Origin of the sequence: Streptomyces cinnamoneus, assembly GCF_014650495.1 — a bacterium.
Classification (GTDB): Bacteria; Actinomycetota; Actinomycetes; order Streptomycetales; family Streptomycetaceae; genus Streptomyces; species Streptomyces cinnamoneus.
On the sequence record NZ_BMVB01000003.1, the window covers coordinates 24719 to 43503 of the forward strand.

General features: G+C 69.2%; 18 protein-coding genes. 7 read left to right on the forward strand and 11 right to left on the reverse strand.

Annotated elements, in window-relative coordinates:
- Window positions 1–65 precede the first annotated feature (65 nt).
- The 10 genes from IE182_RS05040 to IE182_RS05085 form a co-directional block, all read right to left on the reverse strand.
- Window positions 66–287 (reverse strand): hypothetical protein, encoded by a 222-nt coding sequence (locus IE182_RS05040; protein WP_190108412.1) that lies wholly within the window; start codon window positions 285–287, stop codon window positions 66–68.
- 27 nt (window positions 288–314) lie between these two features.
- Complete coding sequence (locus IE182_RS05045) at window positions 315–962, reverse strand: hypothetical protein (protein ID WP_229844583.1); 648 nt, start codon at window positions 960–962, stop codon at window positions 315–317.
- 1383 nt (window positions 963–2345) lie between these two features.
- Window positions 2346–2567 (reverse strand): helix-turn-helix domain-containing protein, encoded by a 222-nt coding sequence (locus IE182_RS05050; protein WP_010981499.1) that lies wholly within the window; start codon window positions 2565–2567, stop codon window positions 2346–2348.
- The gene (locus tag IE182_RS05055) at window positions 2567–3052 is read right to left on the reverse strand and encodes a DUF2975 domain-containing protein (RefSeq protein ID WP_190108413.1); all 486 of its coding nucleotides are present in this window, start codon (window positions 3050–3052) and stop codon (window positions 2567–2569) included. The genes IE182_RS05050 and IE182_RS05055 overlap by 1 nt, the downstream gene beginning before the upstream one ends.
- A gap of 326 nt (window positions 3053–3378) precedes the next feature.
- Window positions 3379–3675, reverse strand: coding sequence for a hypothetical protein (locus IE182_RS05060; RefSeq protein ID WP_190108414.1), 297 nt, complete (start codon window positions 3673–3675; stop codon window positions 3379–3381).
- A 376-nt stretch (window positions 3676–4051) separates the two neighbouring features.
- Window positions 4052–4342 (reverse strand): transposase family protein, encoded by a 291-nt coding sequence (locus tag IE182_RS32585; protein ID WP_308432065.1) that lies wholly within the window; start codon window positions 4340–4342, stop codon window positions 4052–4054.
- Window positions 4343–4507: 165 nt separating this feature from the next.
- Window positions 4508–5401 (reverse strand): methyltransferase domain-containing protein, encoded by an 894-nt coding sequence (locus IE182_RS05070; RefSeq protein WP_190108415.1) that lies wholly within the window; start codon window positions 5399–5401, stop codon window positions 4508–4510.
- Window positions 5402–5952: 551 nt separating this feature from the next.
- The gene (locus IE182_RS05075; protein ID WP_190108416.1) at window positions 5953–6291 is read right to left on the reverse strand and encodes a thioredoxin family protein; all 339 of its coding nucleotides are present in this window, start codon (window positions 6289–6291) and stop codon (window positions 5953–5955) included.
- A 373-nt stretch (window positions 6292–6664) separates the two neighbouring features.
- Window positions 6665–7615, reverse strand: coding sequence for an SDR family NAD(P)-dependent oxidoreductase (locus IE182_RS05080; RefSeq protein WP_190108417.1), 951 nt, complete (start codon window positions 7613–7615; stop codon window positions 6665–6667).
- Window positions 7616–9062: 1447 nt separating this feature from the next.
- Complete coding sequence (locus IE182_RS05085) at window positions 9063–9455, reverse strand: DUF4345 domain-containing protein (RefSeq protein ID WP_190108418.1); 393 nt, start codon at window positions 9453–9455, stop codon at window positions 9063–9065.
- Window positions 9456–9530: 75 nt separating this feature from the next.
- On the opposite strand from IE182_RS05085, the gene IE182_RS05090 reads away from it, so the two are divergent.
- Window positions 9531–10130: a TetR/AcrR family transcriptional regulator gene (locus IE182_RS05090; protein WP_190108419.1), complete on the forward strand. Its 600-nt coding sequence runs from the start codon at window positions 9531–9533 to the stop codon at window positions 10128–10130.
- A gap of 66 nt (window positions 10131–10196) precedes the next feature.
- Here IE182_RS05090 and IE182_RS05095 read toward each other — a convergent pair whose 3' ends face one another.
- Window positions 10197–10877: a hypothetical protein gene (locus IE182_RS05095; RefSeq protein ID WP_190108420.1), complete on the reverse strand. Its 681-nt coding sequence runs from the start codon at window positions 10875–10877 to the stop codon at window positions 10197–10199.
- Between the two features lie 430 nt (window positions 10878–11307).
- On the opposite strand from IE182_RS05095, the gene acpP reads away from it, so the two are divergent.
- The 6 genes from acpP (at window position 11308) to IE182_RS05125 (ending at window position 18736) form a co-directional block, all read left to right on the forward strand.
- Window positions 11308–11541, forward strand: a complete 234-nt coding sequence (acpP, locus tag IE182_RS05100) for an acyl carrier protein (protein WP_190108421.1) — start codon at window positions 11308–11310, stop codon at window positions 11539–11541.
- 304 nt (window positions 11542–11845) lie between these two features.
- A complete protein-coding gene (locus IE182_RS05105; RefSeq protein WP_190108422.1) occupies window positions 11846–12262 on the forward strand; it encodes a hypothetical protein in 417 nt (138 codons plus the stop codon).
- Between the two features lie 29 nt (window positions 12263–12291).
- The gene (locus tag IE182_RS05110; RefSeq protein WP_190108423.1) at window positions 12292–14871 is read left to right on the forward strand and encodes a tetratricopeptide repeat protein; all 2580 of its coding nucleotides are present in this window, start codon (window positions 12292–12294) and stop codon (window positions 14869–14871) included.
- A gap of 318 nt (window positions 14872–15189) precedes the next feature.
- On the forward strand, window positions 15190–16473 hold the full coding sequence (locus IE182_RS05115; protein WP_190108424.1) for an NAD(P)/FAD-dependent oxidoreductase: 1284 nt from the start codon (window positions 15190–15192) through the stop codon (window positions 16471–16473).
- A gap of 294 nt (window positions 16474–16767) precedes the next feature.
- Window positions 16768–17103 carry a hypothetical protein gene (locus IE182_RS05120; RefSeq protein WP_190108425.1) on the forward strand — a complete coding sequence of 112 codons (336 nt, stop codon included), beginning with the start codon at window positions 16768–16770 and terminating at the stop codon, window positions 17101–17103.
- Between the two features lie 103 nt (window positions 17104–17206).
- Window positions 17207–18736 (forward strand): amino acid permease, encoded by a 1530-nt coding sequence (locus IE182_RS05125; RefSeq protein WP_190108426.1) that lies wholly within the window; start codon window positions 17207–17209, stop codon window positions 18734–18736.
- The last annotated feature ends 49 nt before the right edge of the window (window positions 18737–18785 follow it).

Below are 18785 nucleotides of genomic sequence, written 5' to 3' on the forward strand. Positions count from 1 at the left end.
ACCGTTGACGTAGCCGGACTTGCCGCTGCGCGCGTGCCGGACGTGGAACCAGGGGTCACCAGGGGTCACCAGGGGTCACCAGGGGTGCCGTCGAGGCAGTGGAGGGTGACCTTGTCGCCCCGGTTCGCGGTGAGGACCCGGCAGTCGGCGCCGGTGGAGGGGCACGAGCGGATACGTACGCCGTCGCCGGTGACGGTGCCGGGCGCGGAGGCGTGGGCCGGGCCCGCCGCCATGAGTCCGGCGGCGACCGCGGCGACCACGGTCAGCACCTTGCAAGCCCTTTTCATCGCATGTCCATTCGGCTGCGGAAGGGGTCAGAAGTACGTGACGTCCCAGTGGTTGCCTTCGTTGACGTACCAGTTGCCGCCACCGGAGATGTAGCGCGGGTGGCCGTCGACCGAGCCGTCGCGCCGGTAGTGGGTCGTGACGTAGTTGGTGACGCAGGTGCCGCCGTCCCCCGCCTGCGTGGAGACGTCCAGCTTGTAGCCGTTCCAGTGGCTCTTGTACTTGGCGTGGTTGTCCGGGTCGGGAACGTTGCGCGGGGCGTGACCCCACTCGGTCCCGCCGGTGATCTGGATCTTGCATCCGCTCTTCTGGGCGAAGATCCTCATGCCCTCGACAGTCTTCTTGTTGATCTTTTCCAGGGAGGTGCAGTTGGTGACTCCCTTGGCCCGGGTCGTGCAGTTGCCCGAGGACTTCGGCTTGGGGAACTTGGAGGCCAGTCCGCCTTCCCGGAGCCGGGCGAGGGCAGCGGAATGCGTGGCGAACTTCTCGGGCAGCGCCGCGGCCGAGACGGCGCCGTCGGAGACGTTCGCGGTGGTGGAGTTCGTGATGGTGGCGTTCGCGGTGGTGGCGTTCGCGGTGGTGGCGTTCGCGGCAGCGGTCGCGGTCGCCGACGCCTCGAACGTCGCGCCGGTGGCCAGAAGGGCGCCCACCAGAGCGACCAGGGCGGTTTTCCTCATTCCTCTTCCTCGATTCCTTGTCGGGCGAGCCGTTCGTTCCGTGAGTCGTCGCCTCCACGGCACGCGTTGGTGCGGCAGGCGGCACCACGGTCGACCCGCTGTGGACAAACCTTTGAGCAGACCTTGAATCACGACTACTCAACGTTGGCTGATGCGGCTGGACCAGCCCGTTGAAGCCTTTCGGTTGGCTCCTTGCGTCCGCTGTACTCGCGCACCACGCGCGCCCACGCCGCGCATCAGCCGGGCGCGCGACCGTCTGCCGGTTCGCGTCCGTAGTTGCAGTTCATTGCTTCCAGTGATGCGTGTGTCGTGCGCAGGTCTCTGGCGTAGCGCTCAGCCGGCACCGCAGCCGTGGAAGAGGCCAGGGGCCACTGCTGCCCGCTACTGGGTTACCGTCATGCCGCGACGGTGGGCCCAGCTTGCTGGCATGCCTTGGGTGGGGCAAGAGCGATACCTGTCCCGGACTGTCCCGGACACCTCACGTCCCGTCCGGCCTGGTCAGCGCCGGCATCGAAGCCTGTCCGGAACAAGCCCGGACAGCTCCGCACCCGGATGTCAGCCCGGCGCCGGCCTTTCGATGGGGAGCGCCGGCCCCCGACGGTGCGCGCAGCGGCAGGACGGTCGGTGACGTCGTAGATCGTTTGCCGGCTCCCGAACCGTGACAGCAGGTCACGCCACGGGATGCCGGTCCGGAGCCACCGGGCCCCCGGCACAGCATCCCACCACACCCCTCACGCGGCGAGCACCACTGAGCGACGCCGAGCCCCCAGGGGGCACCAGCTCGGCGGCGCATGAGCGCATCGACGGGGTTCCCTCTCCCGGCACCACGGACGCGCCACCCCTACGGAACCCCGCCTCAGCCGCACGCGGGCCGGTTCCGCGCCGGGCAGCCGCAGCGGAGGAGGCGTCGAGCGGGTCGAACCCACCGCCCGGTCCAACGTGTCGCCGTCGATGCGGCTCAGCAGGCACCGCACCGTCATCTCCGTCGGCCGACACCACTTGCGAGACCAGCGGACCGGGCCGTACCGCCGCTCCAGCAGGCGTGGGATCTCCCCGGGTACGGCCTGGGGATGCTCCCAGAGTTGGTCAAAGGCAGGCGGGACCGGCGATGATGCACCGGCAGGCACGGTCTTCCACTCGGATCACAAGGCGTCGAGAACTCCTTGCTCCTGGAAGCCCGCGTCTGCCAGGATCCCAGGACCGCGTCAAACCGACAGTCCGTCACCAGCCGAACGTCAAGCGACCGCAGCCCTGGCTGCCCGTCCAACGACGAACCCCCCGCGCTTCTACCTGCTGAAGGAACGGGGTTTGCGGTGGGGAAATCACGCTCGCAGGCCAACGATGGGCCGGTGGTGAGGCGTTTTCACGCCCCTCCGGGGCACGTCATCCGCCTGCGGCGTCCTCGGCCTCCCAGCGCAGCAGGTCGCCCGGCTGGCACTTGAGCACCTCGCAGAGCGCGGCGAGCGTTGCGAAGCGTACCGCCTTGGCGCGGCCGTTCTTGAGCACCGCCAGGTTGGCGGGAGTGATCCCTACGCGGTCCGCTAGCTCGCCCACGGACATCTTCCGCCTGGCCAGCATCACGTCGATGTCGACGGCGATCGGCATCAGATCACCTCGTCCAGTTCCGCTTGCATCTGCGCCGCTTCGACGTCGCGCGCCACGGCCTGGGCGAGCAGCATCCGCAGTACGAGCACGATGAGCGCGACCCCCAGGATGGCCACGCCAACCCCGCCCATGATCACAGTGACGCCCGGGTCGTCCCGCTGGCCCGGCGCGTTGAGGGCCGTGACCGTGAACCACACGACGGCAGCCGCCACGATCGCTCCGATCACGCCGTCCACGTACCGGAAGGCTGCGGGAGAGAACACGGTTCCGCGTCGCACCATCGCCACCAGTCGCCCTACACAGACCAGGGCGACCTGGGCAGACACCATCCCCAGGATCGTCATGACGCGCAGCGGGGTCAGCGGAAGCGACCCGTCCTCCGGATCGGTGGCCAACGCCCACACCATCAACGCCTGCACGAACACGGTGCCGGCGAGCACCACCACGAGCACGGCGCGCAGCGCATGCACTGTCAGTTTCCCCACGGCCCATCCCTCCATCGATTTACGATGGGAATCTATCGACATTCGATAGATGACGCAAAGGTGAGGACGAAGGATGAGCGGCGGTTCCGCACCGTGGCGGGACGCCGCCGCCCCCCTCCCGCGGCATGGCGTTCACGCGAACCGTCTTAATCTTGCCGAAGCCGGCCTCGCTTGAGCGCAAACCGGACGCCACCCGACCATGCCGAAGCCCTGCCAGGCAGCCGCCCGCGATCCGCGGCGGATCGCGCCTCTCGGAGGTGGCCGCATACAGCAGCCGCATGCACCAGTGGAGGCCACGACCGCAGGAAGCCGGGCGCCTGAAAGGCTCATCCCGACGGCTCGCATACACCCGCCACACGGCCGGCCCAGAGTGAGGGCCTGCGCCGGAAGGTGTTGACCCATTGGCCGTCCGCCTGCAGGACCCGCTCCTCGACATGATCCTCGCGTTCGATCCGCAGTACCGGACATGTCGTGGCGGGCAGGGAGAAGGCCCAGGTGAGCGAGATGCGACCGGACTCGCCCCCCTGCGCGTACGGGTTGCGGCAGGCATGGACGAAGCCGAACGAGCGCTGTTCCGTGAACTCGTCGCCGTCACTCAGCAGCGTGGTGCCGGCAACGTCCACGCCCGCGTCGATGCGCGGATATCTGTTATTGCGCCCAGGAAACGGCTAAGCGGCCCGGACGGGGTGGCCAGGGCTTCGGCGTAGTCGTGTGATGTGCGTTTTATGATCACGTGAGCCCGAGCAGAGCGAGTGGGCGGCGTGGTCGCGGGCGTTGCGGCGGAGGGCTGCGGCGATTTGCGGCCGGTTGCCTTGGCGGCGCCGCGCAGGCTCTTGCCGTCCATCGACACTCCGCGCAAGCCAGTGGGGGCCGGCCGCCTTCGGGCGGCGGTCAGCCAGCCAGCGGCCGACTGCCCGATCCAGTGCGTCGCCGTCGACGCGGGCCGGCAGTCGGCGCACCGTCGATTCCGCGGGCACCAGCCGCCCAGGCAGCAGCGGATCACGACGGATGCCGAGGCGTTCGAGCACGCAGGTCGGGGTGTCGGCGATCCACTCGCCGAACCGCCAGCAGTGAGGTGGCTCCGGTCAGTACGGCACACGTGCTCAGCGCGAGCACGGCGGCCAAGGCGTGACGCACTCCGCGCGGGTCACGCGGGTCGGGCACTTGGGCCAGACGCTCAAGCAGCCCCGGGCACTCCTCGGGGCGGGGTTCGGGCTGCTTGCGGAGTTGGTCAAGAGCAGGCGGGACCGGGGATGATGCGTCGGCAGGCACGGTCGCGTCGGCAGGCACGATCTTCCACTCGGATCACGTGGCGTCGAGATCTCCATGATCTTCGAAGCCCCGTGCGGGGGCTGGCCCCAACTCCGGTGACGCGCGGCGCGCACCTGCGCGAGCTGCCTGGCCTCCCTCGGCGAACAGCGCTGTGGGCAGGTCGGACAACGCCTGGATCCGCACCTAACCGAGTGCCGGAGGGTGCTCGGCTGGACGGCGTCCCCAGGCCGAGATCAGCGGCGCGAGTGTCAGGTCGAGTTCGCCCGCGTGGATGGCGGCCAGGTGTGCGTCGATCTCGGCGTCGTCGGCCAGGCCGGCCGCGAGCAGCTCGCCGCGCACGTGCCGGATGGTCGCCGCCTCCAGCCGGTCGCAGGCCAGTCCGCCGACCGGGAAAGAGCCCGCCGCGGCGACATCTACCAAGCCGGCCTCACGCAATGCCCGCGGCAGTGTCCGGCCGTAGCGCAGGTCCGCGCCGCGGCGCGTCAGCAGCTCCCGGACCGCGTCGCGCAGCCGGTTGGCCCGCCGCTGCGCGGGGCCGCTGTCGTCCAGGCATGCCAGTGGCTGCAGAGCGGTATCGGCGTCCTCGACCAGCAGCCAGCCGCCGGGCCGTAGCGCTGCCGCCATCGTGGCCAACGCGCGAGCCCGGTCGGGTACATGGACCAGCACGAGCCGGGCGTGCACCAGATCGAACGTCCCCGGCTCCGGGGGCGGGTCAGCGGCGACGTCGTGCCGGCGCACCTCGTACCCGTCGCCTGTCTTCAGCCACGACGGGTCGATGTCCGTGGCCAGCACGTGCCCGGTCGGACCGACGGCCGCTGCGAGCGCCTCCGGGATACCGGGGCCACCGGCCCCCACTTCCCAGCAGCGCGAGCCAGCCCTGACCCCCAGTCGATCGAAGTGCCCGCGCGTCACACCGTCGAACAGCTCGGCCAGCCAGACGAATCGCTCACCCGCCTCGGCCCGCGCGTTGTCCAGCAGGTACCCGCGGGCGGGAGCGGACTCTCCGCCGAGCGCGGTAGTCCCGTCTGCCGGATCCGGTCGGCCACCGACGTGCGGCGTGCGGGGCGAGGAGGTCATGACTACATGGTCAACCTTCCCAGGCCACCAGCGCCACGACGACGGGAGAGGGATGTCTCACACAGCCAGCGAACCCCGCACGTCCTACGGCACGGTTCTCCGCCGTGACGCGCCGGAAGGGGTACATGTATCCGGCCCCCACAGCCAGCGCACCACGCGCGGGACAGCGCGCTGACCGGACTGTCGGCTACGGCCGGGGCCAGCGGATCCGATCCGACTACGCCGAAACCCCGACGGGGTAGCAGCCCGCGTCCAGCAGGGAACCACCTCCCTGCCCGGGATGCTGGCGGAGGGTGGAGCGGCCCTTCTGGGCCGGTCGCCATCACGGTGCAGCAGCTGGCCGCGATCCGGTCTGGGCCAGCACGAACGGGCACACCATCGCCGACAGGGCGTCATCCCCCGACAGGGCGTCACCCCGAAGAAGATCGTGGCCGCCCCGGGCCCCACAGCCCCTGACCCCGGCGGGCTGAATCGTGGACACCGTGACAGCCCTGGACGGCTTCCTGGGCTCGGGGAATCCACTCCCCGGCCGGGGAAGAGCGGACGGCCGGTCAGAAGTGAGCGAGCACGAAATCCCGGACCTCGGCGTGGGTCATCGACCCCGCGCTGCGTGCCGCCACCTCGCCTTCCTTGAGTAGGACGACGGACGGTGCTCCAGTGACGTCGTACCGCTTGGTCGCCCCCGGACAGCGGGTGATGTCGATCTTTACGACCGTCAGGAGGTTCGCGTACTCCTCCGCGATCCGACCCACGACAAGGTCCATTGCCCGGCATGCCTCGATCGCCTTCGGCCACGTCCCGGAGAAGTAGGCGAGGACCGGGCCTTTGCTCATCCTCAACACGAAGTCGACCTCCTCGTCCTCCAGTGGCTGATGAACCCGTCGTGGCATCGGAGCTCCTGACCTCGTGATCGACGTATCGGGGCACCATCATCCCCTGCGACACGCGCGTTCGACGCCGGACCTCGGCCAGGTCCCGGTCTTCGACCTGGCCGGGGCGTGGGTCGGCGAGGGGGCCAGCCCCGGAGCGCCGCGCCCACCCTCCACCAGCAACCCAGGGGGCACCTTCGTGCGCCCGATCCGCCTGATCTCCTTCGGCTACCAGCACCTGCCCACCGGGCCGGACGGCTCTCCCGTACCGTCTGCTGCCGACCGGATCGAGGACACCGCGACCGGCTCTGCGCTCTGCTCTGCCGCAGCCCGCGACATCCTCGACCCCAGGAACTGCTCGACAAACCCGTTGGCCAACGCGCGCGTGCGTGAGCTATCCGGAGATGGTGCTGAGGTCGGCGCCGGTCAGATCACAGCTTGCGTCCCACAGCCGTGCCGCGACGGAGGGATCGGCAAGGTGGTTCCACACCGGTGCGCGTCGGGGCTCGCCGCGCAGGCCGAAGAGGCGCGGTTCCCACAGCTGTCCTCCACGCACGGCCGGGTCGAGCACCGCCCGGACCGCGGGCCAAGCTCCGGCGTGCTTGCCCTGGACGAGGAGGGCCGCAGGTGCCGCGCTCAGCCGTGCGCCGGTGGTTCGCACATGGACCGGTGGCCGTGACGGGGTGAGGGAGTCCAGCGCGCCGCCGGGATGAACCACCACGCTCGCCACCGTGCTGTCGGCAGCGCGCAGGCGGCGGTCGAGTTCGACGCCGAAGTACATCTGGGCCAACTTGGAGCGGCCATAGGTGCGCTTGGGCTGGTAGTCCTTCCGGGACTGCAAGTCGTCGAGGTCGAGCCGCTCGGACTTCGCCGCGAAGCTGCCCATGGTCACGACGCGGGCCGCTGGTGCAGCCGACAGCAGCGGCATCAGCCACTGGGCCAAGACGAAGTGCCCGAGGTGGTTCGTGCCGAACATGAGCTCGTGACCGTCCCCGGTCTGTTTGCGCGGCGGGTCGTCAAGCGCGACGCCAGCGTTGTGGACTACCGCGTCGAGGCGTTCCACCTCCAGTGATTCCACCGCTGCTTCGAGCGACGAGAGGTCGGCGAGGTCTAACCGTATGGCTCGCACCTGTGCGCCAGGAACGCGCGCACGGATCGAGGCCGTGGCGGCTTCGGCCTTGGCGGGATTCCGGCTGCCGAGTACGACGGTGGCTCCGGTTGCCGACAACTGTTCCGCGACGAAGTACCCGATGCCGGCGTTGCCGCCGGTGACCAGGAAGACGCGGCCATCGGCACCAGGCAGTCGTTGGACATTCCAGGGCGGGGCGGAGGCTGAGGATGACATGGCGACGGGGGCTCCTTGCTGTTGAAGGCGGCTGCGGCCGCTCTCTCGGGCAACTCGGCATCCACGGTTCCAGCGGCCACCGACACATCGCCTATGGATCAACGACAGTCCCCCCCCCCGGACGGCCGACATCCCGCGGACACGGTGCTGGCCGCCCATCCCCGCACCGCGCCGCTGACTGTCACGTTGGCCAACCTGAGCGTGCACTGGCCAAATGGTCCGCTCAGGCACAGCGAGCCCTCACTCTTGATCTTTTCCTGGTTCCGAAAAGCGCACCCGTCATCGCCGAGGCGATCGGACGGCTCATGCAAGAGGCCGGCGTCCGCGTCGCAGTCACTCACCACCACCTCAGCAGACCGTCCATGTCCCGCAAGTACCCCCGGCTGGACTGCCCGTTCCGCCAGATCGTCCATGTCGGCGCCCCGGCGCAGATCATCCGTGAGTGGGCCGACGCCGTCGCGATCGCGCCCCCGCGGCGGTGGCCGCAGCCCCCCGCCACCCTCGTACTCGACGACCAGGCCGCCGTCGACGCGTACCGCGCGAGGCTCGCCGCCCTGGACGCCGGGCCAGGGCCAAGACGTCGCCGTCCGGGTCGGTCCGTTCATCGAGCGCGTTCACACCCGGCCCGGAGACGACCACGGACCCGACCTCATCGCCGTCGCCCTGGTCCACCCTCCGCAGTTGCCCCCGCCCTAGCGGTCTGACAGGGCGAGCATCGACTGCAAGCACAACAGCGACCACCCGACCCGCGGCTACGAGATCATCACTACGGGCTCCATCGTCTACGGAGGCAGCCGAGACTCCGGGTCGGCACACGGCGACGTGCTACCTGAAGTGTGTGAGCACCAGCGATAGCCGGGGAGCCGCTCCAACCTGGCTGCTCCCCGGCACAATGCCAACCTGGCCACAGGCGAAGCAAGCATCGCGGTCGGGAACTTGTGCGCCTCGCTGTCCGATCCCGTCCTCGCGGCGGGAGCCCGTTCCTCCCACGAGATACGGAAGCAGCGAGAGCGATTCCCGACATGGAAGATCGACGTCACAACAGGGAAGGCACTGACACGAACCATCATGTCCTTGGCACTACATGCGGCGATCACGGACCGGGCCGCGCCTCTCCCGGTTGAAGCCCTCGCAATCGCAGATGATCTATCCATCAGGCGCGTGGCAGATGGAGTCAACTCACGTCCTCGACATGAACTCTTCGCCGCATTGCCGATCTCACGGCTAGAGGAGACGGACCATTTGGGGAGTGGGGTCCAGTCTCCTTTGGCGACCGCGTGTGGTCGCCGGGGGCGTATCGGCTCCAGGCCCCCCGATGTGTTCTCTCCCCGAGCTGTTCTCTTGCTTCTGATGATGTCGGCGGTGTTCAACGGTAACCCCGGCCGGCTCGCGGGATACGAACGCAGGCATGAACCGTTCCGCCATTCCCCCGAGACGGCGGAACGGTTCATGTCCGCGCTCGCACCACCCGCTCCTCCGCATCCGCGAGCCAGAAGAACACGGGAGGCAAAGCGAGTTCGATCACCATCAGCATCATCTGGAACCCGTGTGGCCGCCCTTCCACCATGATCGACAGCACCCGGCTGAGCCCGCCCAGCAGGAACACCCCGGTCAGCAGCCGCACCGCCGCCGCCGGGGTCGGCATCTGCCGGACGGCCCACAGCCAAGCCAGCCCGTACCCGGCGAAGATCGCGCCCATGAAACGGCCGAAGCTGTCGACCGTCGCGTTGGCGTCCTCAGCACCCGGGATCGCCGCGTTACCCGCTACGACGTGGTACAGACCTATCGCCACACACGCGACGCCCATCACCCACGCAAGTACCCGCAGAGCCCTGATCACGCCCAACCCCCTTAGTGGACACGCATCTACTAGACTAGCGGCGGCTAGTAGACACGTGTCAAGTAACCTTCCTCCATGCCGCCCCGCCAACGCCTCACCCCCGCCGACCGCCGCGCCCAGCTCCTCGCCGTCGGTGCGCAGCTCTTCTCCGCCCACCCATACGAAAAGGTGCTGATGGAGGACGTTGCCGCACAGGCCGGCGTGTCCCGCGCGCTTCTCTACCGTCACTTCCCGAGCAAGCGTGACCTCTTCGCAGCCATCTACCAGCAAGCAGCCGACCAGCTACTCGCCAAGAGCCGCTTCGACCCCGCCGACAGCCTGATCGAGCAACTCGTCGAGGGCATGGATGCCCACCTCGACTACTTCATCGCAAACCGCAACACCATCCTCGCCGGCAACCGCGTCCTCGCCGGCGACCCCCTCATCCAGACGATCATCGCGAACGAACTCGACATCATCCGCGCCCGCCTGCTCAGCGTGCTCCCCCTCGCCGACGACACCGCCCGCGAGGCCGTATCCCAAGTCCTCAAAAGCTGGCTGGTGTTCGTCCGGGTCCTCGTCGTCGATTGGCTGACCAGCGAAACCTGCACCCGCACTCAGCTCCGCGACGTGTGCATCGGCGCCATCCTCGGCGCCATCCGCCCACTCCTCTCCACCGACCCCACACTCGAGTAGGAGCGCATGAGCGGAGCCCGGAGCTGTTCCGCTCCGGACCCGCCCGGCTGACCTCGCGCAGAGGTCTCACGCACTGAGCAGAGGTCTCACGCACTGAACAGAACAGCCGCCGGCGTGCCCGGCCGGCGCCGGCTCACCGGGCCCCGGCCGGGAAACAAGTATCCCTGGGCACGTCTGTCCCGCCCGGGTGAATCGTGTCGGACGAGTTGTGGGAACGGATCGCGCCGCTGCTGCCATGTACGGCTGCTGTGGGTGAGGGGTGAAGGCTTCGGCGGCCAGGCGGCGGACCAACTCGCTGCTCGGGGCCTCCAGCCGCCCTCCCATTCCTGGTGACGGGCGCTGCTCGACTTGCCTCCGGTCGTCCGAATGGCGGTCGGGCAGGAGGGGCCAGAGCGACCGGAGGCGGGAGCGGCGGTCGCTCTCCTGGTCCAAATTTCTGCGGGCAATCCCGTCGCGGACGTACCGGGTGAGTTCCAGCCGCTCTCGCAGATGGTCGCGGAACACCGCCCGTGCGCTGCCCGGTCCGTAGCGGGCGCTGACGGCCTCGCCGAGGCAGGCGTCCCCTTGGTCGAGCAGGTACATCGCCCGCCGGACCTGGCCGTTGTGTTCCTTGGCCTCCACGATGTGGTGGGTGACGTGGTCCGTGCAGTCCGCGAAGAGCCTGCCGGTGTCCGCCATCGGATCGCAGATCTCCACGTCCGGGATCCCGTCCGCATCCGTCACGGTGGCGGCGACGTGCAGCCCCACGGGCGTGGCTTGGCAGTCCTACCGAGTCCGTCTGGAGATCCACGAGCACACCACCTGGCCGAGCCAGCCCAAGCGCCCGGCGCCTCCGAGCGACTGGCCGGACGACGGCCCGCTCTGGTCAGCCTCTCAGTGAGGGGTCGCACCCGGCCGGCCCGTCGAGCGGGTCCTGCTCGTCGCAGGGCGCATGCCGGCTGGAGGACCGGCCGTCGAAACCGAGGTACGTCTGCAGACCGCCGCCTGTGAGCGGTCAGCGTGACCTCCCGTTCGTTGATCAGCTGAATGCCGTCACGCGGACACTTCAGGCTCCGGGCTGTCAGGGGCAATGTGTCCTGGCGAAGACGGTCGCCAGCGGCTTCACCAGCGCTTGACCAACTGTGGGAGTGGGCAAGCTCTGCCCGTTCCCGTGCACGTCAGTGCAGGAGGCTGCAGAGTGTCCACCATCGAGGAGCGCGTGAAGCGCATCATCGCCGAGCAACTGAACGTCAAGCCAGAGGAGGTGACGAACAACGCGTCATTCGAGGACCTGGGAGCAGACTCCCTGGACCTCGTCGAGCTCGGCACGGCCCTGGAATTCGAGTTCTCCACGGATATACCCGATGAGGAGGCCGAGAGGATCACTACCGTGCAGGACGTCATCGACTGGGCCAACGCACACCAGCGGTAGGCCAAGGTGGTGACATGGGCGGCGCGGACCCTGGAGGTCCGCCTTGCCGGTCACCGCGCACTCCTTTCCGCGGCGTGGGCCGGGGCCCAGGCACGCTGCGCAGGAGCGGGACGGTCGTCCCGCGGCGGACGGTGTGAGTCTCCGGACCGAAGTCACCAAACACTGCATGCCCTCACCCCCCCGGCCCGCTAGCCGGCGGGAACCGGCCGGCGCCGGAATCACCAAGACGGCCCTTCCGCCGGGGCTCTTCATTAATATTCCGACCACGGCGTGCTGCCGGTGTCCCAGGCCATTGGGGGGTTCGATGGACAGCTCGATGATCGACGGAGTGGTCGCGGCCGTGAGCGTCGCTGCGGCCACCTACGGTCGGAACGTTCTCGACCAGGGCGAGGTTGCTGCGGAACAGGCCACAGTACGCCTGGGGCGGCGGTTACTGGAGCGGCTGCGGCGGAATCCCGACTCCGACGCGCAGATCTCCAGAGCGGTCCTGGCCGTTGCCGACGATCCGGAGGACGAGGACTACACAGCTGTACTGCGAGCCAAGGTCGAGAGGGCTCTCGGTCGCGAGGACGGTCTGGCCAGCGACCTGGCTGCGCTGCTCGCCGAGTCCGGCGTCGGCCTGGCGACGGTCTCCGGGGACCGGTCGGTGCGGATGACGACCAACCACGGCATCGTGTCGCTGGGAGACAACGTCCGCAACAGCATCGCGAACCCTGGATGACGGAGTCGGAGGGAGCCGCGGCTCGCGCCGTGACCCTCGGAGCGGACAACTACGGCATCATCTCCACCGGCGACGACGCCACCAACATTCTGGTGATCTTCGACGGGCCGCCGCCGAGCCCCGTCGACACCGGGTTTCCGTCGCTGCCGGTCTCGCTCTCCCCGGCTCACGTGGCAGGGGTGCCGGTTGTGGGACGTGAGGCGGAGATCGCCGAGCTGCACGCGGCGCTGTCGGAGGCTGTGGGCCCGGGCCTGATCGTCAGGGCGCTGACCGGGCTCGGTGGCGTGGGCAAGTCGACGCTGGCCAACCACTACGCCGACGTCCACCGGGGCGACCACGCCCTGATCCACTGGCTGAGTGCGGAGAGCCCGGACGCAATCGAGGCCGGCCTCGCGGGCCTCGCCGCCCGGCTTGACGCGCGCTGGGCGGAGGCCGCCCCGCCCTTGGCTGCCGCTTGGGCCACGGCCTGGCTGGGCGCGCATCGCGGGTGGCTGCTGATCCTGGACAACGTCAACGACCGAAGCCACATCACCTCCCTGCTGGCACGACTGCCCGAGGGCCGGTTCCTGATCACCACAAGGCTGGCGACCGGCTGGCGCGGAATCCCGACCTTGGCCGTGGGCACGCTGGCGCCGGAGGCGGCCGCAGAAGTGCTGCGCGGGGCAGGTGCCGAGCTCGACGACGCCGCAGCCGAGGAGCTGTGCCGTGCGCTGGGACACCTACCACTGGCCCTGGATCAGGCCGGCGCCTATCTGGAGGAGACCGGGACCGAGGCCCGCACATACCTCAAGCTACTGGCCGACGACCGCGCCAACACCCTGCGCGACGCCGCGAACGGCACGGCCCGGGACCGGACCGTCTCCGCGGTCTGGTCGGTGACGCTGGACCGTCTGGCCGAGCAGGAACCGGTCGCGGTGGAACTCCTGCGGGCTCTGGCGTGGTTCGCGCCGACCGGGATTCCGCGGCGCCTGCTGAACCCGATGCCCGACCAGGCCGCGGCGAACCGCGCCGTCGGTCGACTGAACGCCTACAGCATGATCACCCTGAAGGACGACGACGGGGACCCTGCCGGCGCCCGGATCTCGGTGCACCGCCTCGTACAGGCCGTCACCCGCACGCCGGAGGCCGGGAACCCGCATCGCAGCCCCGAGGCCGTCCGCGAAGGGTGGACCGACGCCGTCGCACTGCTGTCCGCCGCCTTCCCCGCAGAGGATGCCCTGGCGGACACGGCCACCTGGCGCCTGCTGCTGCCCCACATCGACGCGCTGTTCGCGGAATCGGCCGACGAGGATCCGCTCCCTCTCGCGGACGCCCTGTTCATGAACACGGCCATCCACCTGATCCAGCAGAGCCAGCAGCACCGCGCGGTGCCCTACCTGGTGCACGCCCTGCAAGCCCGCGCACGGGACTTCGGACCGAAGCATCCTTCAACCCTGGACATGCGCGTCGCACTCGCCTCGGCCTATGAGGAGTCCGGAAACCTGGCGCACGCGATCCCGCTGTTCGAGACGGCCTTCGCCGATCGCCGAGACGTGCTGGGCCCGGACCACCCGGAGACCCACACGTCCCGGGTCCGCCTCGCCAGCGCCTACGAGGCTGCGGGCAGGCTCGACCTGGCGATCGAGCAGCTCGGCCAGGCGCTTGACGACTCTGAGCGGGTGTTCGGCCGCAACCATCCGTGCACCCTGATGGCGCGCAACAACCTGGCCCACGCCTTCGATTCGGCGGGCCGACCGGATCTGGCGATCCCGCTGTACACCGAGGTCCTGGCCGATCACGAGGGTGTTTGGGGCCGAGACCACCCGAACACGCTGACCGCGCGCCACAACCTCGCGTACGCGCGTGGCGAGGCAGGCCGACCGGACCTGGCGATCTCGCTGTACACCGAACTCATCGAGGACATGAAACGGGTGCTCGGCCCGGACCACCCGCAGACCCTCAGCACCGGCAACAACCTGGCGTCCGCCCATGGGGCACTGGGCGACCTGGAGCGGGCGACGGAGCTGTACAAGAAGACGGCCGACGACCGCGCACGGGTGCTGGGGCCGGACCACCCGGACACGTTGACCTCCCGCAGCGACCTCGCCCTCGTGTATCACGACGCCGGCGACGGGGAGCGGGCGATCCCGCTGGCCGAAGCGGTCCTCGCCGACCGGCGGCGCGTCCTGAGCACTGACCACCCGGACATTCTGACCTCCCTCAACAATCTCGCCAGCTGCTACAACGCGGTTGGAGCCACGGACAAGGCCATAGCCCTGTACGAGGAAGCCCTTCGCGACCGCACAAGGGTCCTGGGCTCGAACAACCCCGCCACGCTGATGACGCGCAACAACCACGCCTGCGCCCTCGCGGAAGCCGGCGACCTGGACACGGCGATCCCCCTCCTGCACGCGGTCCTACACGATCGCGTCCGCGTCCTGGGCCGCGATCATCCGCATTCGATCACCTCCCGGGGCACCCTCGGCGGCGTCTACCGGAGAGCCGGCGACTTCGACAGCGCGCTCGCGTACTACAGGGAGGCCCTGGCCGACGCCCAACGTGTGCTGGGCGAGGACCACGAGCTGACCGTGCAACTCCAGAGCCGCGTGAACACGCAGCAGGACTGGTGACCTGGTAAGAACGCTACAACGAGGGATGCGGCAGATACGGACCCGGAAGTTTTCACGTCCTGCCGTCGCCTCGTGCGTCGGGCTGAGCTGTCGAGCCACACCTTGATTGCCTCGGCCTGCATGTGCTCGACCGGGACGAACTCCCGCCCTCGCCAGGAGGAGTCACGACGTAGGGCATGGGACGTTCAACCCCAGGAAGTCACCGCAGCCTGATCAAGCATCATCCGGTCCACAGCTTCTACATTGGTCATGCGCCTGACAGCAGCAGCCCTGCACCACTCCACGAACGGTCCACGCCCCGAAGGGAGCAATCAGCGCATGACCATGCCTGAGAGCGCGGGATACGACTACGACGTCGTCATCAGCGGAGCTGGCCTCGCCGGCAGCGCCGCGGCAATCTTGCTCGCGCGACGCGGCGTCCGCGTCGCACTGCTGGAACGCCGCTCGGACCCCGAAGCGTACAAGGTGCTGTGCACCCACTCCCTCCAAGCCAGCGCCTACCCGGTGCTGGACGAACTCGGCCTCATCCCCGCCCTTGAGGAGGCAGGAGCCGTCCGCAACGAGGCCCGCTGGTACACCCGCTGGGGATGGATCGAGCCGAGGGCAGCGCCGGCGGGCCCCGAGCTGCCGTACGCGTACAACATTCGACGCAGCACCCTCGACCCGTTGATCAGGTCCCATGCGGCACAGACCCCTGGCGTCGATCTGCTCCTCGGTCATCATGTGACCGGACTGGTCCGGGAAGCCGGGCGAACCTTGGGGGTGCGCGCGTCGACACCACAGGGCGAGCGTGAGATCCGGGCCCGCCTGGTGGTCGGCGCCGATGGCAAAGACTCGGCCGTAGCGCAGTACACCGGGGTGCCTGCTCGGCGGTACGAGAACGCGCGGTTCGGCTATCTCGCGCACTTCCGCAACCTTCCGCTGCACGGCGGGATCGGTCACACATGGTTCCTCGACCCCGACATGGCGTACGCGTTTCCGAACGACGACGGGGTGACGGTCATCGCGGTGCTCCCGGGCAAGAAACGGCTGCCGGCCTTCCGGGACGACCTGGAGGGGAGCTTCTTCGCATTCGTCCGCGCCCTTCCCGAGGCGCCGCCCATCGACTCCGCCGAGCGCCTCACGAAGATCATCGGCACTGTCAACTACCCGCTTCACAGCCGCAAGCCGACTGCCCCGGGCGTCGCGCTCATCGGAGACGCCGCCCTGACCAGCGATCCCCTGTGGGGAGTGGGATGCGGATGGGCTCTGCAGTCCGCGCAATGGCTGGCAGAGGCAGTGGCTTCAGCCGCAACCGGTCGGGGCGACCTCAATAGGTCGCTCGTGGCGTACGCGCGCAGACACCGGCGCCGGCTGCGAGGGCACCATTACCTGGCCGTCGACTTCGCCACGGGCCGCCCGTTCAACCCCTTGGAACGGCTGATGTTCTCGGCGGCAGCGCGCGATGAATCGCTGGCGCGGCACATGTATCTGTTTGCTTCCCGCCTGATCGGTCCGCTGCGATTCTTGAACCCCGTGGCACTTGCCAAGGCTTCGGCCGTCAACATCAGGCATCGCGGGGCGGCTGCGCCAACCGCGCACCTGTCAAACACAGCGCCATGAGCGGCTCCTCTTCCCTCGGGCGGTCTGTCTCTGTCCCAGAGCGCCGTAGCGTTGTGCTTGACCGTCCCGTCCTGCGGGCCTTCGCCAGCCGCGGTGCGGGACGACGCAGTTTCGGGTAGCCGGAGCTTGCGACGGGCGGCCGGTGTGGCGCTGTCTCGCAGGCGGCTACAGAGACCGCTTCGGCGGCCGGGACGTTCCTCCTCCCGCCACGCCCCGACGGCCGGCTGATCGTGCCATGCCGCGCCCGGTGCCTGTCGTCCAACCAGCTCTGCGGCCAACGGGGGGTTCCCGCTGATGGTGGTCTACCACCCGGCCGGCCGTGACACCGCTCTCTACGCGGCGGTGCACGATGTGAAGGCGGGGCACTGGATGCAGATGCGGCAGGTGCTGGCCTGCGCCCCGGCGGCCGGTTCGCCAGCCGACCTGAACCGTCTGGACCATGCGTTGACGGCAGGCGCTTTCCTGAAGGAAGCCGCTGCCGAATTCCAAGCCATCGGCGACTACGCCACCCCAGCCCCGTGGCAGCACATCACGCACCACCCGGACCGGTGGTGGGAGGAGTTCAAGGCGACCCGCAGCGCCTGCCTGCGGCGGCTCAAGCCGCCGCCGAACGCGGGGAGACGGCCGTGAATACCTGTTGGCTCCGCGGGCGGGCTCCGCCGTGCCGCGCTGACGGCCCAGCAGCCAGCCTGCCCCCTATCCCTTGCTGCTCTTCCCTGTGCGGAGATTCTCCATGCGTACATCAGCACATGCACGATGGAAGCGGTCCGAGCCGCCGGACGACGACGAGCGCATACTCAAGAATCTCGGCTATACCCAGCAACTGCACCGGCGCATAGGCGCCTTCGGTAACTTCTCAGCTTCCCTGTCGGCCATCTCCATCATGTCCGGGACGCTGCTGCTTTTCGGCTACGGCCTGAACAGCGGTGGACCCGCAGTGGTGGTGTGGGGGTGGCTCACCGTGGGGCCATTGGTGCTGTGCCTGGCCGCGGCACTGGCCGAGATCACCTCCCGCTACCCCACCAGCGGCGGCCTGTACTACATGGCCCGCCAGCTCGGCAGTGAGCGGTGGAGCTGGTACACCGGCTGGCTCAACCTTCTGGGGCTGCTCGGCGGGATCGCAGCCCAGGACTACGGCCTCGCGACCTTCACCGCCGCCTGGGCGAACCTGCAGTTCGGTCACGAGCCGACGCCAGGGTCCCTGCTGGTCATGTACGCGGTCATCCTCGCGCTGCACGCCGTCCTGAACCTCTTCGGCACCCGGCTGATGAACGTCCTGACCTCCCTGAGCGCGTGGTGGCACCTGGCCGGGGCCGTCGTCATCGTCGGCGCCCTGACTCTCGTCCCCTCTCACCACCAGTCGGCCGGCTTCGTGTTCGCGGAGTTCACCAACAACACCGGCTGGTCGAGCCCCGTGTACGTGATCCTGCTGGGCATGCTGCTGCCGTGCTTCGCCCTGGCCGGCTACGACACCTCGGCCCACCTGAGCGAGGAGACCAGTGGCGCTTCCGTGGCCGCGGCCCGCGGGATCGTCCGCTCGGTGGCGGTGTCCTGGATCGCCGGCGGTGTCCTGCTGGGCGCCTTGCTGTTCGCCGTCCAGGACTACGCCGCGACGCTGGGCGGCGAGACCGGGGTGCCGGTGGCGCAGATCTTCCTGGACGCTCTGGGCGTGGCGACGGCGAAGGCGTTGCTGCTGGTGATCATCGTTGCGCAGTTCCTGTGCGGCTACACCGTCACCGCCTCCGCCAGCCGCATGACCTACGCCTTCGCCCGGGACGGCGCCCTGCCCGGCTCGGCGCGCTGGCAGAAGGTCAGCCGCCGTACGGCCGTCCCGGCCAACGCTGTCTGGCTCGCAGTCGGTGTCGCTTTCGTGCTTGCCCTGCCGTCCCTCTATTCCGCCACGGCGTTCTCGGCAGTGACCGCCATTTCCGTCGTGGGTTTCACCCCGGCCTACGCCATCCCGGTGCTGCTGCGGCTGCGCCACCGGGACCGGTTCACCCCCGGGCCCTGGCACCTGGGCCGCTGGAGCCGGCCGATCGGCTGGGTGGCAGTGCTCTGGGCAGCCGGGGTAACGGTGCTGTTCCTACTGCCGCAGTCCAGCCCGGTCACCGCCACGAGCTTCAACTACACGCCCGTCGCCTTGCTGGTGGCCCTCGTCATGGCCGCCCTGTGGTGGCGCTTCGGACGCCGTTCCTACGGTGTGCCCAGCGCCGGCACGGCGAACGCCCACGACCAGATCGAAGAGGCCGAAAACATCATCTGATGACATCAGAACGGCATGTCGCAAGTAGAGTCCCCGCTGCCGCAGAGGC

What these genes read in the sequence shown, in the direction of transcription:
- IE182_RS05040 (WP_190108412.1), bottom strand. Translation starts at nt 287, where the DNA reads ATGAAAAGGGCTTGCAAGGTGCTGACCGTGGTCGCCGCGGTCGCCGCC.
- IE182_RS05045 (WP_229844583.1), bottom strand. Translation starts at nt 962, where the DNA reads ATGAGGAAAACCGCCCTGGTCGCTCTGGTGGGCGCCCTTCTGGCCACC.
- IE182_RS05050 (WP_010981499.1), bottom strand. Translation starts at nt 2,567, where the DNA reads ATGCCGATCGCCGTCGACATCGACGTGATGCTGGCCAGGCGGAAGATG.
- IE182_RS05070 (WP_190108415.1), bottom strand. Translation starts at nt 5,401, where the DNA reads ATGACCTCCTCGCCCCGCACGCCGCACGTCGGTGGCCGACCGGATCCG.
- IE182_RS05075 (WP_190108416.1), bottom strand. Translation starts at nt 6,291, where the DNA reads ATGCCACGACGGGTTCATCAGCCACTGGAGGACGAGGAGGTCGACTTC.
- IE182_RS05080 (WP_190108417.1), bottom strand. Translation starts at nt 7,615, where the DNA reads ATGTCATCCTCAGCCTCCGCCCCGCCCTGGAATGTCCAACGACTGCCT.
- IE182_RS05090 (WP_190108419.1), top strand. Translation starts at nt 9,531, where the DNA reads ATGCCGCCCCGCCAACGCCTCACCCCCGCCGACCGCCGCGCCCAGCTC.
- IE182_RS05105 (WP_190108422.1), top strand. Translation starts at nt 11,846, where the DNA reads ATGGACAGCTCGATGATCGACGGAGTGGTCGCGGCCGTGAGCGTCGCT.
- IE182_RS05115 (WP_190108424.1), top strand. Translation starts at nt 15,190, where the DNA reads ATGACCATGCCTGAGAGCGCGGGATACGACTACGACGTCGTCATCAGC.
- IE182_RS05120 (WP_190108425.1), top strand. Translation starts at nt 16,768, where the DNA reads ATGGTGGTCTACCACCCGGCCGGCCGTGACACCGCTCTCTACGCGGCG.
- IE182_RS05125 (WP_190108426.1), top strand. Translation starts at nt 17,207, where the DNA reads ATGCGTACATCAGCACATGCACGATGGAAGCGGTCCGAGCCGCCGGAC.